The organism is Pedobacter sp. UYEF25 (assembly GCF_054061655.1).
This window is the reverse complement of the sequence record NZ_JBSSEL010000014.1, coordinates 99,429-114,388: the sequence shown is the minus strand read 5'-3', so window position 1 is coordinate 114,388 and position 14,960 is coordinate 99,429. Positions and strand designations below refer to the sequence as shown.

General features: G+C 37.7%; 15 protein-coding genes and 1 tRNA gene. 7 read left to right on the top strand and 9 right to left on the bottom strand.

Annotated features, from left to right (window positions below; all coding sequences use genetic code 11):
• Positions 1 to 14: 14 nt before the first annotated feature.
• Positions 15 to 716, top strand: a complete 702-nt coding sequence (locus tag ACVWYG_RS13925; protein WP_457270837.1) for an SAM-dependent methyltransferase — start codon at positions 15 to 17, stop codon at positions 714 to 716.
• Between the two features lie 45 nt (positions 717 to 761).
• Here the strand turns inward: ACVWYG_RS13925 and nadD are convergent, their stop codons facing one another.
• The 3 genes from nadD to ACVWYG_RS13910 are packed head-to-tail and all read right to left on the bottom strand — an operon-like array spanning position 762 to position 2,879.
• The gene (gene nadD, locus ACVWYG_RS13920) at positions 762 to 1,334 is read right to left on the bottom strand and encodes a nicotinate (nicotinamide) nucleotide adenylyltransferase (protein ID WP_457270836.1); all 573 of its coding nucleotides are present in this window, start codon (positions 1,332 to 1,334) and stop codon (positions 762 to 764) included.
• A 56-nt stretch (positions 1,335 to 1,390) separates the two neighbouring features.
• Positions 1,391 to 1,960 (bottom strand): guanylate kinase, encoded by a 570-nt coding sequence (gene gmk / locus ACVWYG_RS13915; protein WP_457270835.1) that lies wholly within the window; start codon positions 1,958 to 1,960, stop codon positions 1,391 to 1,393.
• A gap of 55 nt (positions 1,961 to 2,015) precedes the next feature.
• A complete protein-coding gene (locus ACVWYG_RS13910) occupies positions 2,016 to 2,879 on the bottom strand; it encodes a YicC/YloC family endoribonuclease (protein WP_457270856.1) in 864 nt (287 codons plus the stop codon).
• 188 nt (positions 2,880 to 3,067) lie between these two features.
• Between ACVWYG_RS13910 and ACVWYG_RS13905 the strand changes: the two genes are divergently transcribed.
• On the top strand, positions 3,068 to 3,781 hold the full coding sequence (locus ACVWYG_RS13905) for a hypothetical protein (RefSeq protein ID WP_457270834.1): 714 nt from the start codon (positions 3,068 to 3,070) through the stop codon (positions 3,779 to 3,781).
• Positions 3,782 to 3,880: 99 nt separating this feature from the next.
• Here the strand turns inward: ACVWYG_RS13905 and rnc are convergent, their stop codons facing one another.
• From rnc to ACVWYG_RS13890, 3 genes are all read right to left on the bottom strand, one after another.
• Positions 3,881 to 4,612, bottom strand: coding sequence for a ribonuclease III (rnc, locus tag ACVWYG_RS13900; protein ID WP_457270833.1), 732 nt, complete (start codon positions 4,610 to 4,612; stop codon positions 3,881 to 3,883).
• Between the two features lie 84 nt (positions 4,613 to 4,696).
• A complete protein-coding gene (fabF, locus tag ACVWYG_RS13895; RefSeq protein WP_457270832.1) occupies positions 4,697 to 5,950 on the bottom strand; it encodes a beta-ketoacyl-ACP synthase II in 1,254 nt (417 codons plus the stop codon).
• 25 nt (positions 5,951 to 5,975) lie between these two features.
• On the bottom strand, positions 5,976 to 6,212 hold the full coding sequence (locus ACVWYG_RS13890) for an acyl carrier protein (protein ID WP_008508386.1): 237 nt from the start codon (positions 6,210 to 6,212) through the stop codon (positions 5,976 to 5,978).
• Positions 6,213 to 6,370: 158 nt separating this feature from the next.
• Between ACVWYG_RS13890 and ACVWYG_RS13885 the strand changes: the two genes are divergently transcribed.
• From ACVWYG_RS13885 to ACVWYG_RS13865, 5 genes are all read left to right on the top strand, one after another.
• On the top strand, positions 6,371 to 6,790 hold the full coding sequence (locus ACVWYG_RS13885; RefSeq protein ID WP_457270831.1) for an IPExxxVDY family protein: 420 nt from the start codon (positions 6,371 to 6,373) through the stop codon (positions 6,788 to 6,790).
• Positions 6,791 to 6,919: 129 nt separating this feature from the next.
• Positions 6,920 to 8,350 carry a pyruvate kinase gene (gene pyk, locus ACVWYG_RS13880; RefSeq protein ID WP_457270830.1) on the top strand — a complete coding sequence of 477 codons (1,431 nt, stop codon included), beginning with the start codon at positions 6,920 to 6,922 and terminating at the stop codon, positions 8,348 to 8,350.
• A gap of 9 nt (positions 8,351 to 8,359) precedes the next feature.
• Positions 8,360 to 8,447: transfer RNA gene (locus ACVWYG_RS13875), tRNA-Ser, on the top strand.
• 59 nt (positions 8,448 to 8,506) lie between these two features.
• Positions 8,507 to 8,674: a hypothetical protein gene (locus ACVWYG_RS13870; RefSeq protein WP_457270829.1), complete on the top strand. Its 168-nt coding sequence runs from the start codon at positions 8,507 to 8,509 to the stop codon at positions 8,672 to 8,674.
• A 338-nt stretch (positions 8,675 to 9,012) separates the two neighbouring features.
• The gene (locus ACVWYG_RS13865; protein ID WP_457270828.1) at positions 9,013 to 10,596 is read left to right on the top strand and encodes a right-handed parallel beta-helix repeat-containing protein; all 1,584 of its coding nucleotides are present in this window, start codon (positions 9,013 to 9,015) and stop codon (positions 10,594 to 10,596) included.
• A gap of 958 nt (positions 10,597 to 11,554) precedes the next feature.
• Here the strand turns inward: ACVWYG_RS13865 and ACVWYG_RS13860 are convergent.
• From ACVWYG_RS13860 to ACVWYG_RS13850, 3 genes are all read right to left on the bottom strand, one after another.
• On the bottom strand, positions 11,555 to 11,980 hold the full coding sequence (locus ACVWYG_RS13860; protein ID WP_457270827.1) for a hypothetical protein: 426 nt from the start codon (positions 11,978 to 11,980) through the stop codon (positions 11,555 to 11,557).
• 384 nt (positions 11,981 to 12,364) lie between these two features.
• The gene (locus ACVWYG_RS13855) at positions 12,365 to 13,423 is read right to left on the bottom strand and encodes an isoaspartyl peptidase/L-asparaginase family protein (RefSeq protein ID WP_457270826.1); all 1,059 of its coding nucleotides are present in this window, start codon (positions 13,421 to 13,423) and stop codon (positions 12,365 to 12,367) included.
• A 166-nt stretch (positions 13,424 to 13,589) separates the two neighbouring features.
• Entirely contained in the window at positions 13,590 to 14,954 is a 1,365-nt protein-coding gene (locus tag ACVWYG_RS13850; RefSeq protein ID WP_457270825.1) for a RagB/SusD family nutrient uptake outer membrane protein, read from the bottom strand.
• Between the last annotated feature and the right edge of the window lie 6 nt (positions 14,955 to 14,960).

The following is a 14,960-nucleotide window of genomic DNA, read 5'->3' as shown; positions in this document are numbered from 1 at the left end:
TGTATTTTCGTGACATGGAAAATGGCACCTTATTTCTCATTCCAGTTCCATTGGCAGAGGAAGCGGCACACAAGACTTTTACCCCTTTTTTGGTTGACACGATTAATCAAATAGATACCTACATTGTTGAAAATAGTAAAACCGCTCGAAGATTTTTGAAAGAGGCAGGATTGAAGACGCCTCAAAAGGATTTGATTGTTCATGATTATGGCAAGCACAATCGAAGTGATCTAAATCAGTTTTTTATTGAGTTAAAAGCAGGAAAAAATGTGGGTTTAATGAGTGAGGCTGGATGTCCGGGTGTGGCAGATCCAGGCGCAGAAATTGTTGCAGAAGCGCATAGAAGAAACATAAAGGTAGTTCCTTTAGTTGGGCCTAGCTCAATTCTACTCGCACTGATGGCGTCCGGTTTTAATGGTCAAAGTTTTGCCTTTTGGGGCTATCTTCCAATTGATAACGAACAACGCGCTAAACGCATTAAAGATTTAGACCTCTCTGCTAGTCGCTACAAGCAGACCCAAATTTTTATAGAAACTCCTTTTAGAAACAATCCATTGTTGGCAGAAGTGCTAAAAAGCTGTAAGCCAGACACAAAACTTTGTATTGCGTGTAATTTAACAGGTGAGGATGAGTTTATTAAAAGCCAAAGCATATCTGCCTGGCGAAAAGAAGAGATAGATTTGCATAAAAAGCCCTGTATTTTTTTATTGCAATAAACAAAGAAGTTGAAGATAGGGAAGCATTTTTTTCAAGAAACAGATCTATTTATACATCCCTTTGTCGCCAATAAATTCAATGACGCTTTCGGGAAGAAAAAACTGGACATTCTTTTGTTCTCTTATTGCCCTGCGAATAAATGTTGATGAAATCTCCATTAAGGGCGTGTCTGTAAAGGTTATCGCAGCGTGATTTTCCCACTCCTTAACATTTGAACCCGGTCGTGGATAAACAAATATGGAATAGTTTTTTAATAAGACCTCATAGTTTTTCCATTTTTTGAGAGAGGCTAGATTATCAGCGCCCATAATCAACACAAATTCCCGCTCAGAATATTTTTCATGTAAATGGGCTAGGGTATCTATGGTGTAGGAGGGTTGGGGCAACGAAAATTCTACATCGCTCACTCTAATGTTTTCGGCATTTTCTGTTGCAAGTTTTGCCATCTCCAACCTGTCATACATGTTTGTTAGTGCTCGTTTATCCTTTAATGGATTGTGCGGAGAAACAATAAGCCAAACTTCTGTCAAGTCAGTGTGGTTGGCCATAAAGTTGGCAATAATTAAATGACCTGTGTGAATGGGGTTAAAGGAGCCGAAGAAAAGACCAGTTTTCATTTTGAGAATTAAAGAGATTTACTGCTGTGTGATAGCAGATATTTAAATCAAATTATTTAAGGTTTGGAGAGAAAATTTTTCACAATATCCTCCGCTTCTGCACAAGCAACGCTTAAATCATTATTTCTTAAGATTACATCGAATTTGTCAGCGTACAACAATTCTTTTTCAGCCTTCACATATCTTTCTTCCAATTTTTCTAAACTATCAGTTCCGCGGTCGCTCAACCTTTTTTTTAAAACCTGCAAGGAGGGAGGTTGAACAAAGATGGCAAGCGAATCGTTTTCATACTTTCTTCTCAGCCTAAGTCCGCCCTCCACATCAATATCAAAAATCACATGTTTGCCTTCGTCCCAAATACGCTGTATTTCTGAACGAAGCGTGCCATAATAAGTGCCTTTATAGACTTCTTCAAATTCTACAAATTGTTGATGAGCCACTTTATGCAAAAATTCTTCGGTACTTATAAAATAGTAGTCGCTTTCATGTTTTTCATCGCCACGTTTCGGACGCGTTGTTGCAGAAATAGAAAAGCTGAGCTCGGGAATTTTTTTTAACAGATGATGTACAATGGTAGTTTTGCCTGCTCCAGACGGCGCCGAAAAGATAATGAGTTTTCCCTGCATGGGTTTTTAATAATGCGTTTAATTTTATATCTAAGAGTTTAAAGACCTAAGACCTTTACAATACATTTAGCAATTGCTCTTTTATTTTTTCTAACTCTTCCTTCATACCAACCACAAACTGTTGCATTTGAGCATTATTGGCTTTTGCGCCCATTGTGTTTATCTCTCTCCCAATTTCTTGTGAGATAAATCCTAATTTCTTGCCATTCGCTTCATTACTAGCTAAGGTTTTTAAGAAATAATCGCAGTGGCTCCTTAATCTAGTTTTTTCCTCGGTGATGTCTATCTTATCAATGTAATAGATGAGCTCTTGTTCGAATCTGTTTTGATCTATGTTAACTTTGCTAACTGCCTCTTCCAAAAACTGACTAAATCGTTCTCGAATGGCAATAATGCGAGTAGGTTCTAATTCCTCAACAGAACTAAAAAAGTCTAAAATATTGGCTATTCTTAAATCTAAATCTGCCTTCAAAGCCAATCCTTCGGTCGTTCTGAAAGTGTTAAACTGTTCTAGGGCTTGGATAAAAACTTTGTTAACATGTATCCATTCCTCTTCGTTAATATTTTCTTCTTTATAATTGATAACCTCTGGCAGGGTCATGGCCAATTGCAATAAGTTAGTGCTGTTGGCTCCCAAGCCATCATTAATTGATTTTAACTGGCGATAGTAGCTGCTTAAAACGCTTGCATTTATTTGCGCAGCGGCATTTTCTCCATCTACGCGGTCTATTGTAATACTTACACTTACTTTACCTCGCTCTATGTCCTTACTGCAAATATTTCTGAGCAACAGTTCTTTGTCAGAAATGGCTCTTGGAAACTTCAAATTAAGTTCTAAGAATTTGCTGTTAAGTGATTTAATTTCTACGCTATATTTTGCGCCTGCCAAATCGGTGGTCGCCAAGCCATATCCGGTCATGGATTTTATCATGCGCAAAGATAAAGAAAATGAAACATATTTGTTCGGCAGCTTTTCTGCAAGAGACAGCATATAAAAAAATGGAACCCTTGAGGTGGATAAATCATAAAACGAATTCTGTTTCTTAACATTTTTTAACTAAGCGAGTCTATTAAAATGGCTATCTTTAAATCAAAAAGCTATAGAAAATGCAGCAAAAAATACGCTTTTTAAAACTTACTGTCGCATTCATTTTATTAGCAGCAACGACTTTTAGCCAACAGCAAATTGTTAAAGGAGTGGTGATAGAAAAAGGATCTAATCTTCGTATCGCGCTTGCAGATATAACAAATGTGCGTACAAAAATGGGTGTCGGAAGTAATGACTTGGGGCTATTTCAGCTTCAGGCTAAATCTGGAGATACTTTAATAATAACTAAAAGAGACCATGCAGATGCGCGGATGGTAGTAACCGGTAATTCAGATTTAGTGGTTTATCTTCTTCGGTCGAGCCTGCAGTTAAAAGACGTTAATGTGTTTGGCGATACTAAAAAACAAGATTTGGCAGAAATTAAGAGTGAGTATAAAAGAAAGGGCTCTTTTTATGAAGGTAAGCCTCCATTCTTATCTTTTTTGTTTTCGCCGTTGACGGCGATGTATGAGTTATTTGGCAAAACACCCCGCAATGCTCGGAGATTTGGACGTTATGCCGATAATGAACTAAAACAAAGTGAGATTGATAAATATTTTAATCATACGATCATCAAAAGTAACAGTAGTTTAAGGGGAGATTCTTTAGAAATTTATATGTTGAACTGCAGGCCAGATTATGATGAGGTTGCAAATTGGAACAGTTACGATTACATTAAGTACATTAAGGAAAGCACAAAGAGGTTTACAGATACTTTGGGAAAGGGGAAATAACTTTTAAAATTATTTTTATCACTGAAAGTAAAATAGAGTAACCTTTAAGGGGCTTAAAAACTATAAAAAGCTTAAAATTGAGCTAACATTTAACTTAAATTAGTCAAATGCTAAAATTTCACAAGCTTTCTCTGCTGCCATTTTTTCTGCATTCTTTTTATTGTAATCTCTTCCAGAACCACAGGCTTCGCCATCTACCATGGCATTAACCGTAAAAAGTTTGGAGCTTTCCCCCTCGGCATTTTCCGTGATTTCGAAAGCTACATCTTTTCCGTGGCGCTGGCACCATTCTATCAGTTTGCTTTTAAAGTTTGTTTCGGTAAGTTCTAAAGTATGGATATCTATGTGTGGTTTTACGATTCTTTTGACTAAAAATTCTCTAGTAAAGTCATAACCTTTATCCATATAAATCGCGCCGATAACGGCTTCAAAAGCGTCACCGAGCATAGAATTGTGTTTTGTTTGTATGCTTACAGAGCGCTCATCAAATTTTATCATACTGTCAAACCCTATTTTTTTTGCCAGCTGATTCAAATTCGCCCTGTTCACAATTTTTGACCGCATCTCTGTTAAAAAGCCTTCTTCTTTGTAGGGATATTGTTTAAATAAAAGTTCTGCGATAACGGAGCCGAGAATGGCATCACCTAAAAATTCTAGTCGTTCATTGCTGCTTCTAGTTCCATTTTTTAGCAGCCTCGCTGCAGATCGATGTCTAAAAGCCATTTTATATAGCGAAATATTGGTGGGTACAAAACCCAACACATTCTTCAACTTTTTTACAAACTCCTTTTGTGGAGAAAAGTAAAGTTTATATAATTTTAAAAATGGCATTAAACAAATGGCATAATAAGTAGAATTGCATCATTATACAGTTATTTGTTTGGAAAGGTCCAACGAAAAAACAGTTAAAAGAATTTATTCTGTGTATTTTTTAAATATTACCGATGCGTTATGTCCACCAAAACCAAAAGTATTGCTCAATGCAGCATTTACGGTACGCTTTTGTGCTTTGTTAAACGTAAAGTTCAATTTTGGATCAAATTCCGGATCATCCGTAAAATGATTTATTGTCGGAGGAACAATGTCATTTTGTACCGCTAAAATACATGCAATTGCTTCAATTGCACCTGCAGCGCCTAACAAATGCCCCGTCATAGATTTAGTTGAGCTGATGTTTAAATTATAAGCATCTTCTCCGAATAAAGCCCTGATGGCTCTGGTTTCGCTAATATCTCCAAGTGGTGTAGACGTACCGTGAACATTAATGTAATCAATATCGGCTGTTGACATGCCCGCATCTTTCAATGCATTTGTCATCACCATTTTTGCGCCTAAACCTTCAGGATGTGGTGCGGTAATATGATTTGCATCGGCACTCATTCCACCTCCAACAAGCTCGGCGTAAATTTTTGCTCCCCTTGCCTTTGCATGCTCTAACTCTTCCAATATTATAGTTCCTGCGCCCTCGCCGGCCACGAAACCGTCGCGGTCTTTGTCAAAAGGTCTAGAAGCGGTAGCAGGATCGTCATTACGAGTGGAAAGGGCATGCATGGCATTGAAGCCGCCCATACCAGCCTCATTAATAATGGCTTCTGATCCGCCTGTAATAATCATATCAGCCATGTTGAGGCGGATGTAATTAAAAGCATCTATCATGGCATTGGTAGAAGATGCACACGCAGAAACGGTTGAAAAATTAGGACCCCTCAACCCGTACTTTATAGAAATATGCCCTGGAGCAATATCTATAATCATTTTCGGAATAAAAAATGGATTGTATCTTGGAGTTCCATCGCCTTTTGCGAAATTAGAGACCTCATCTAAAAAGGTTTTTAGACCTCCAATACCGGCTCCCCAGATCACTCCAATTCTGTTGGTATCTAATTTTGTAAAATCTAAGCCTGCATCCTTTACCGCTTCCTCAGTCGCTACCAAAGCATACTGAACAAACGGGTCAATTTTACGGGCTTCTTTTTTTTCTAGATAATCTTCGGGATTAAAGTTCTTAAGCTCACAAGCAAATTTAGTTTTAAATTTTTCTGTGTCAAAACTCTTAATTGGAGCAGCGCCGCTCACTCCATTGGTCAATCCATCCCAAAATTCGGGAATATTATTGCCTATTGGAGTGAGCGCACCCAGCCCAGTTACTACTACTCTTCTTAATCCCATCTATACGTAAAAATGCGTAAGTTTTTTATTTAACGTTTTTTTCCAAATAAGCAATCGCTTGACCAACGGTACCGATGGTTTCAGCCTGATCATCAGGAATGGCTACATTAAATTCTTTTTCAAACTCCATGATCAACTCCACAGTATCCAAAGAATCTGCACCTAAGTCGTTGGTGAAAGAAGCCTCTGGCGTAACTTCGCTCTCATCTACACCTAGTTTTTCTACGATAATAGCTTTTACTCTTGAAGCAATATCAGACATAATTTTATAATTTAATAGTTAAATAATTCAGTGCAAAGAAAAATAAATTCTTACAATATTCAAATGTTTTTTATTTCGACGCCCAATTTAAGCCTCGAATATAAAGCGAATATAGAATTAGTTTTTTAATTTCGACTTGTTTAATAAATAAATTTGTTTTGAATAAGACTTACTTAAAGCTTGCCCTAGACCTTGATTTTACGCTTATTGCAATTACGGCTCCACTGAAGGATTATACGCTCTGCCACAAGATTAACATCAATTTGGAGTTAGAGTTTGAAAAGATTGAAGATCACGAAATTTTTCATGCGGTAGAGGCTTATGCTTTAAATTTTTCTAAATATTATTTTTTTATCGAGGAAGATGAGCAGTCGTATTATTTGTTGGGTAACAAAAGTAGCGACGGAATCCTCATCCCAGAAATGGCGAATGTAGACTTTTTTTTAATTATAATGGAATACATAGATGAAGAAGATTTTAGTAGGATGATTTCAAGTTTAAATAGGATGCCAGAAATACAGGTTGCGGCCAAGATAGACCCACACAAACTGAGGAGCCGAGAAAACCTAGTCTTATAAAATAATTATCACATAGTGTATTAATTACACTATATTTGCCCGTTTTTAAATATTTTATTTAAATTAGCATAGTTCGAAATCTGGGGATCCGATCCCCTAAATTACTTCATTGCAAAACCAACTACATAAATGAAACCTTTTCATTCGAGAACCAAAATTGTTGCCACGCTGGGCCCAGCATCATCGCAACCCGACGTATTGTTTAACATGTTTAACGCCGGTTTAGATGTTTGCCGTCTTAATTTTTCTCACGGCAGCCAAGCAGATCATCAGGCGGCTTTGGATACCATAAAAGACCTTAATAAGAAACACGATTATAATGTGGGCATTTTGGCCGATTTACAAGGCCCAAAAATCCGTATAGGTAAAGTACAAGAAGGTGGCATACATTTAATTAATGGCCATACTACCGTAATTACCACAGAAGAGTGTATCGGTACTGCAGATCGAATATACATCACCTACGAGAATTTCCCGAAAGACGTTCAAAAAGGTGAAATCATCTTATTAGACGACGGAAAGTTACAGATGGAGGTTCTAGAAACTGATTTAAAAACGGCTGTAACTTGTAGAATTGTACATGGTGGGTTGCTAACCTCTAGAAAAGGCGTTAATTTACCAAATACAAAAGTTTCTATCCCATCTTTAACACCAGAAGATAGAGAAAATTTGGAATTTGTGCTGAAGAATGATGTGGAGTGGATTGGTTTGTCTTTTGTACGTAAGGCGGAAGACATTATTGAGCTTAAACAAATCATTGCCGATCGAGGAAAGACTGCCCGCGTAATTGCGAAAATAGAAAAACCAGAAGCCATTGAAAACATCGACGAAATTATTGCCGTAACTGATGCCATTATGGTGGCCAGGGGCGATTTGGGCGTAGAGTGCCCGATGGAAGAAGTGCCTTTGTTGCAAAAGATGATCGTAGAGAAATGTCGCGCTGCATCTAAGCCTGTAATTATCGCCACACAAATGTTAGAAAGCATGATCACTACGCCGCGGCCAACTCGTGCTGAGGTAAATGATGTAGCAAATTCGGTATTGGATGGCGCAGATGCGGTGATGCTAAGTGGCGAGACTTCAGTGGGAGAATTTCCGCTGATTGTGATCGAAACCATGCAGAAGATCATTCAGAACATCGAGACCAATAAATATCCGTTCAATCCAGATAAGTTTTTAAAACCATCTTCTCCAACCTTTTTGGGTGATGCCATCTGTAATTCAGCTTGCTTTTTGGCGAAACAGACCAATGCAGTTGGAATTGTTTCTATGACATTGAGTGGTTATACGGCTTTTGAGATTTCTAGTTACCGCTCTAAAGCGCTTACTTTCATATTTACCAGCAATAGGTCTTTATTAAATACTGTTAGTTTATTGTGGGGCGTTAGAGGCTTTTATTATGATAATTTCGAAAGCACAGACAATACCATTATTGAAGTAAACCAATTTCTAAAAAACAAAGGCTTGGTTGAAGCCGGTGATATTTTAATAAATACAGCATCTACACCATTAAAAGCAAAAGGAAAAACAAACATGCTTAAAATCTCTGTTGTAGAATAAGCAATAGTCGGAGAGGTGTCAGAGTGGTCGATCGAGCACGCTTGGAAAGCGTGTGTGCTGCAAGGTACCGAGGGTTCGAATCCCTCTCTCTCCGCCAATGTGTTATCAAACTACACCAAAACGCTTTAAACTTATGTTTAAGGCGTTTTGTTATTTATGGAATCCGCAAAAAAATATAATTTATCCTATCCAGAGGCGCCTCAATACATGTCCTTTTACAACCTCTTGCAAATGGGGCGCTTTAATCCTGGTAAGTTATTAGCAGTTGAGTTTAGAAATCTGTACTTCTCGGTACAGATGGAAATTGGAGAAATTTCTATTTAATTAGAACGATAGTAAGATGTCGATGAAATCAAAAAACATTTGCAGAGTTAGTTTTAGGCACATTTAAATGACTTTTGCTTTAGGAAAAACAGGGCAGCAAATAATTAAAATTAAACCCGCAGCAATCTTCACCTTTTAAAAAAGACTCAACACCTATGATAACTGTAGTATTTAGGTTGTGAGATGATAATAGTCGATAGCGAAAGCAGGCCTAATTTATAAGTTTTTATAAATAATTAACCAGCAGATCACTTGCGCGGATTAGAAAACTAATTGTTTAAATGATAACTTGCTTAAAGGGCGTCGCAATAAATTTTTTAATAGGAGATAAAACTAAAATGCAGAAAATATATCCACCATTGAGCAAGGGCAATAGAAATAAATATATGATTGTGATGATGCTGTTAAACTTGTTTTTTGTGATACAATCCAAATCGGCAACTTATTATGTAGATGGTAAAAGAGGAAATGATAACCAAAGCGGTCTTTCAAAAGAAAAAGCTTGGAAAACACTGAACAAGGTAAACGAAGTTGTTTTAATGCCTGGTGATTCTGTGCTTTTTCGTTCGTCGACAATCTATTCTGGCCATCTTAAAATTTCTTGCAGAGGAAAATCAGGCAACAAGATTGTATTTAGTTCATTTGGTAAAGGGGAAAGACCTAAAATAGAAGCTAATGGTCTTTTTTCTGAAGCTGTTCTCATCTTTAATTCTGAATTTTTGAAGTTTGAAAACTTTGAGATCACCAATCAAGGGGAACACCCAAAGGCTAAACGGATAGGGCTTCAAATTACACTGGATAATTTTGGAATCTCTTACAACACAGAAATTATGAACTTATATGTGCACGACGTAAATGGCAGTAATAGAAAGAGTGAAGGTGGCGGGTCAGGAATTCATTGGTCCAACGGTGGAATGAAATTGAAATCGGCATTTGATGGGCTTTTGATAGAAAATTGTCAGATAGAACGGACAGATCGGAACGGAATTACAAGTAGCGGTTATTGGACTAGAACGGAATGGTTTCCTTCTCGCAATGTCGTTATAAGGAATAATCGACTTAGCGATATTGGAGGAGACGGGATTGTTCCGATCGGCTGTGATGGAGCCTTGATTGAGCACAATTATGTTTGCCGTGCAGGTCAGCGATTTCCGGAGGGAGATGCTGCTGCAGGCATTTGGCCATGGAGTTGCGACAATACTATAATTCAGTTTAACGAGGTATCTTTTACCGATGGCCCGTGGGATTCACAGGGATTCGATTCAGATTGGAATTGTAGAAATACGATTATCCAATATAACTATAGCCATAATAATGTGGGAGGATTTTTATTGGTATGTAATGATGGAAGTTCAAAACTGCCTGCAAACATTGGAAATAGAGCGACCATCGTTCGGTATAACGTCAGTGTTAATGATGGATACCGAACGGTTGGAAAAAGTGCGGGATTTTCTCCTGTGATTCATATTGCTGGCCCGGTAAATAATACCAAAATCTATAACAATGTAATTTATCGGGATAAAAAATCGCCAAATATAGATAGTACCCTTATCGAAATGGGCAACTGGAATGGGTATGCAGATAGTACCCTAATAGCCAACAACATTTTTTATGTTGAGACAACAGTAGATTACAAACTCGCTAAAAGTACCCGAAATTATTATCAATCAAATATTTATTATGGCAATCATGTAAACATACCAGAATCTGGAAACAAAAAAACAGACGATCCAAAATTTGTGTCTCTGCCGATTAAAGTGCTATCGGGATTTGACCAACTAAAATGTTTTAAACTACTAGACAGCTCTGTTGGCCAAAAAGCCGGCGTGCCCGTGGTGACTTCTGTGATAAAAGATTTTTTCGGGAATGACGTTATGCCAGGCAGGAACCCATCGATAGGTATTTTTGAATCGGCGCCGTAGTTAGGCCCAACGGAAACCATTTTCTGGATTGAAGATAAACAGACTTAAAAATGGTTCCTTTGTTATAGCTGAAATCGGAAAATTTTTGCAACGACTGTTCTTTAAAAAAGGTAATTTAAATCAACAGGTTATCGCTAATGATGGGATTTAAAGCGTTGAATATTCTTGCTCGGTAGCTTTATAATTCGGCCTACCCTAAGAATAACTGTTTACCTAATTGATTCTTAATACTAAAACTGAATGTGATGATTAGAAGCCTAGAAAGTTCAGCTTTATCTAGATCGAAATTAACAATAACGGTGCTGTTTTCTTCAACATTATTGTGTGCACAAATAAGCGACTCACTTAATCTAAAGCCTTCCGGTTTAGCTATATATTTTAGTTTTGCATCTTCCGGGCTATTATCGGCTCACTAAGTCTTGCTGTTTTGCTCAATGAGGAATATGTTGCTACGTATGAGTTTTTTGGACCAGAAGGAACGGAGCAGCAGCCAGATGTTAAGGCAATTTTTAGATCGAAAAATTGATGAAAACGATGAGAAAAAATAGCAGAAACGAAGGGGCAATTATGGCCGAAGCTATATATGTATGAAAACGATTTCAACTTGTTAGAAACTTCAAAAGAATAGGGAAATATGATTATTCGAGATTCTAAAGATGGCGGTGTAACCTAGACACCTAACAGACGAATTTGGAGGCCGATGGAAGATGCCATAGGGCCTCTAGGAAACTGTGGAAAAATGCTTGGCTCTTTTAATGATGATAGCACGAGTTTTTTAGCGCTGCCGCAATGTGCTTATGCACAAATTGGATTTGGATTTTTTAGTTTGTGCTCAAAGCTTTTAACATCTCACTATATTTAATCGGGACATATGCTGTAAAATAATTTGCTCCATTAAAATAGCGACTTATCCCATTTAGGAAAATAACTCTAAATTTACTGTTCTTAATTTCCTGTTCTATTTGCTCCAAATCTTAGCAGATATTAATGAAGTATTTCGAATCACAAAACTCATTTCTAGTGGAGCACCTTTGGTATCATACTTCAAATCTATTCCTAACCAATCAGTCACTCCTTGCGGCATTTTTCTTAATCTTTCTGCAGAAATAATCTCTGCACATATTTTAGTAAGCAGTTTCTTATCAATCGTTACATGATAACTAGTTGTAAGACCCGATGGTAAATTTGGTGCAACTTGTTTTACATCCTCCAATCTGTTAGAGGTATTTTTAATAAAAACGTACTTTTTCCCGTCGTTTTCAACTTTATATGTTCGTGCATTCAACGTAACTTTATCGCCATTAAGCTTGGCAATTGGCACTTGCGCTTTGCAAGAAACTATAATAAAAACTACTGATGATAAAATGAGTGTAAGATATTTCACCGTGTTTTACAATTAGTGGTAGAGAATAAATTTAACGGAGTAGTTGCAAGTAGATTACAGTAGGTACAATTCTAGCCTCCATATTTAGGCAACATTAAAATTTGAATAGCAGCCACCACACTAGCATGTTTTTGATGCACCACCAAAGCTGGACCTTCGACAATCCCGATACAATCGAATTGTGGCTTTGCATCTAAAGCAGAAATACGCGGTTGTATTTGCTTCGTTTTATAAAGTATTGATCTATAATTGGGGAGTCTAACCGTTCTCCACCGCTAATAATAAACAAACTGCCCTTTGTTAAAATTTTTTGAGCAAAAGTTATGTAGGAAGAGCATAAGCAAGTAACAAGGGCAATTAAAGCGGAGACTTTTTTTTACGACATTATTTATAAATCAATATTTCTATTTTTCCTACCTTGGTAATCGAAGCACGATACATGCCGGCAGTGTTGAAAGGCATCGCCATTTTGCCATTTTTATCAAGTGCAATCATTCCCCCATCGCCACCCATTTTGCCAATTTTATCTATTACCGTTTGCGCGGCATCTTTTACAGATAAACCTTTGTAATCGATCAAGGCAGACACATCATAGGCTGCCACATTTCTAATGTAGAACTCGCCCCAACCCGTGCAAGAAACAGCGACGGTTTTGTTATTTGCATACGTGCCTCCGCCAATAATGGGTGAATCTCCGATTCTTCCAAACTTTTTATTGGTCATTCCGCCGGTAGAAGTGCCAGCTGCCAGATTGCCTTGATGATCTAAAGCCACACAACCTACTGTTCCAAATTTATAATCGTGGTTGATGGCGCCGAGCTTAGTACTTTTTTTCTGGTCGTGGTCTAAAACTGCCTTTGTAGAATCTTCTTTAATGGCTTCTTGAAGGCCATCCCACCTTTCTTTGGTGTAAAAATAAGAAGGATCTACAATTTCTAATCCTGCTTGCTTTGCAAATTCCTCTGCGCCAGGTCCAGCCATCATTACATGCTCAGATCTTTCCATTACCGCCCTCGCAGCACTGATTGGGTGTTTTACATTACCTATACTGGCAACGGCCCCAGCCATTAAATTTTCACCATTCATAATGGCTGCATCCATTTCATTTTTACCATTGTGTGTAAATACTGCGCCTTTTCCTGCGTTAAAGAGAGGTGAATCTTCTAGCACCTTAATGGTTGCTTCTACTGCATCTACGCTAGATTTTCCATCTTTCAAAACTTTATATCCACTTTCTAAAGCAAGCTTTAAAGCTGCTTTATAGGCTTCTTCTTTGTCAGGAGTCATTTTGCTTTTTAAAATGGTACCTGCTCCACCATGAATCACCATTGCATAAGTAGTGGTATCGGTGTCGTTATTAGAGGTACCTTCTTTTTGATTATTGCATGCGGTAAACATTGTGGTACCAATTAAGCTTAAAAATACTAGACTGTTTATTTTCATACTATTTTGTCTTGTCTTGAATGTTCAGGTTTAAAAACCTTCTTCCGAAAATCATCTGCGTTTGTTAGTCGTTTACAATGACTTAACTAGCCTTAATATAGACCTTACTCTAACGCTAGACCTTAGTCTACTTTAGAATTTTGAACCTTCCTTTATTCACTAAAATTTAATTGTACCCGGGATTTTGAGTCAGTTTTTTATTTGCGTCTATCTCCCGCTGCGGGATAGGAAAAACGAGTACATTAGAATTCCAGGAAATAGAACCGATGTTTGTTTGAGTTCTTTTCGCATCGTGCAATGCAAAACCTTCAAAAGCTAACTCTAACTTTCTTTCATTCAAAATATCTGCTAAAGTTGCGGTCGCAGTTGTTAACCCTGCTCTGCTTCTTACAGTCGCTAAATCCTTTAACGGCGTAGCGCCAATTGGTGTAGCTGGTGCTAAACGAGCGTTACATTCTGCTCTTATCAAATACATTTCGGCCAGTCTAATAATAGGAACATTTCCATAAACATTCGCATATTTTGAAGTAAATATATCTCCATCATCGTAAAATGCGTTAATCCTATCGTCGTTTGTAGCATACGTATTGTCAATCCAGGTTTGAGAAATTACCGCATCGCCTCGCCCACCGTAGGTAGATGAACCATAAAATTCATTATACCCATTAAAGCCTGTTAGGTTTGTGATCTGGATTGCAAATACATCTTCAGTAGAGTTGGCACCGGGCGAAGAACCCATAGTTGGAAACGCATTGATAAAAGCAGATGTTAACGAGTATTTCCCAGATTTAATTACTCGATCAGCTGCACTAGCAGCTTCTTTATAATTTCCGGTTTGCAAATACAATCTTGCCAACATAGCTGCTGCCGAAAATTTTGTTGCATAGAAACCATTTGTCTCGGGTAGCTTGGTCTCGGCGTCTTTTAAATCCGACATGGCCTGAGTGTAACCATCTGCCACAGTAGCTCTACTTACATAACTCCCGTCAGTAATAGAGCTAGTTGGCGTAAGTACTATTGGAACGCCTAAATTTGCTGTCGGACTACCATCATTATAAGCTTTACCAAAAAGGCTAACTAACTCGAAATAACTGGCGCCTCTAATAAATTTAGCTTCTCCCTCTACTTTGTCTTTTTTCGCTGCATCGACCTTATTTATATTGGCAATAACATTATTTGCATCATTAATGGCTGTATACCCGGTTGCCCAAACATTCTCTACAAATCCGTTTGTTTTTAAAAGGGATTTGTTTATCGCTTGGGTAAGTTCTTCATAAGTTCCACCCCACTGAATGGCATTGGTATTGGCTAAAAAATCTGCCATTAAAAATGGCCGTCCGCCATAAAAATTTCTATTCCCAAATGCAGAATAGGTCCCAACGAGTGCAACTTCTACATCTTTGGATGTCAGTAAAGCCTTACTTTGCTCAATAGAATCAACAGGGTTGATGTCTAGTGCTTTTTTGCAAGATGAGGCGGTCGCTAACAGCATCATTACAAATAATAGATTATGTATATATGTCTTTTTCATAATTAA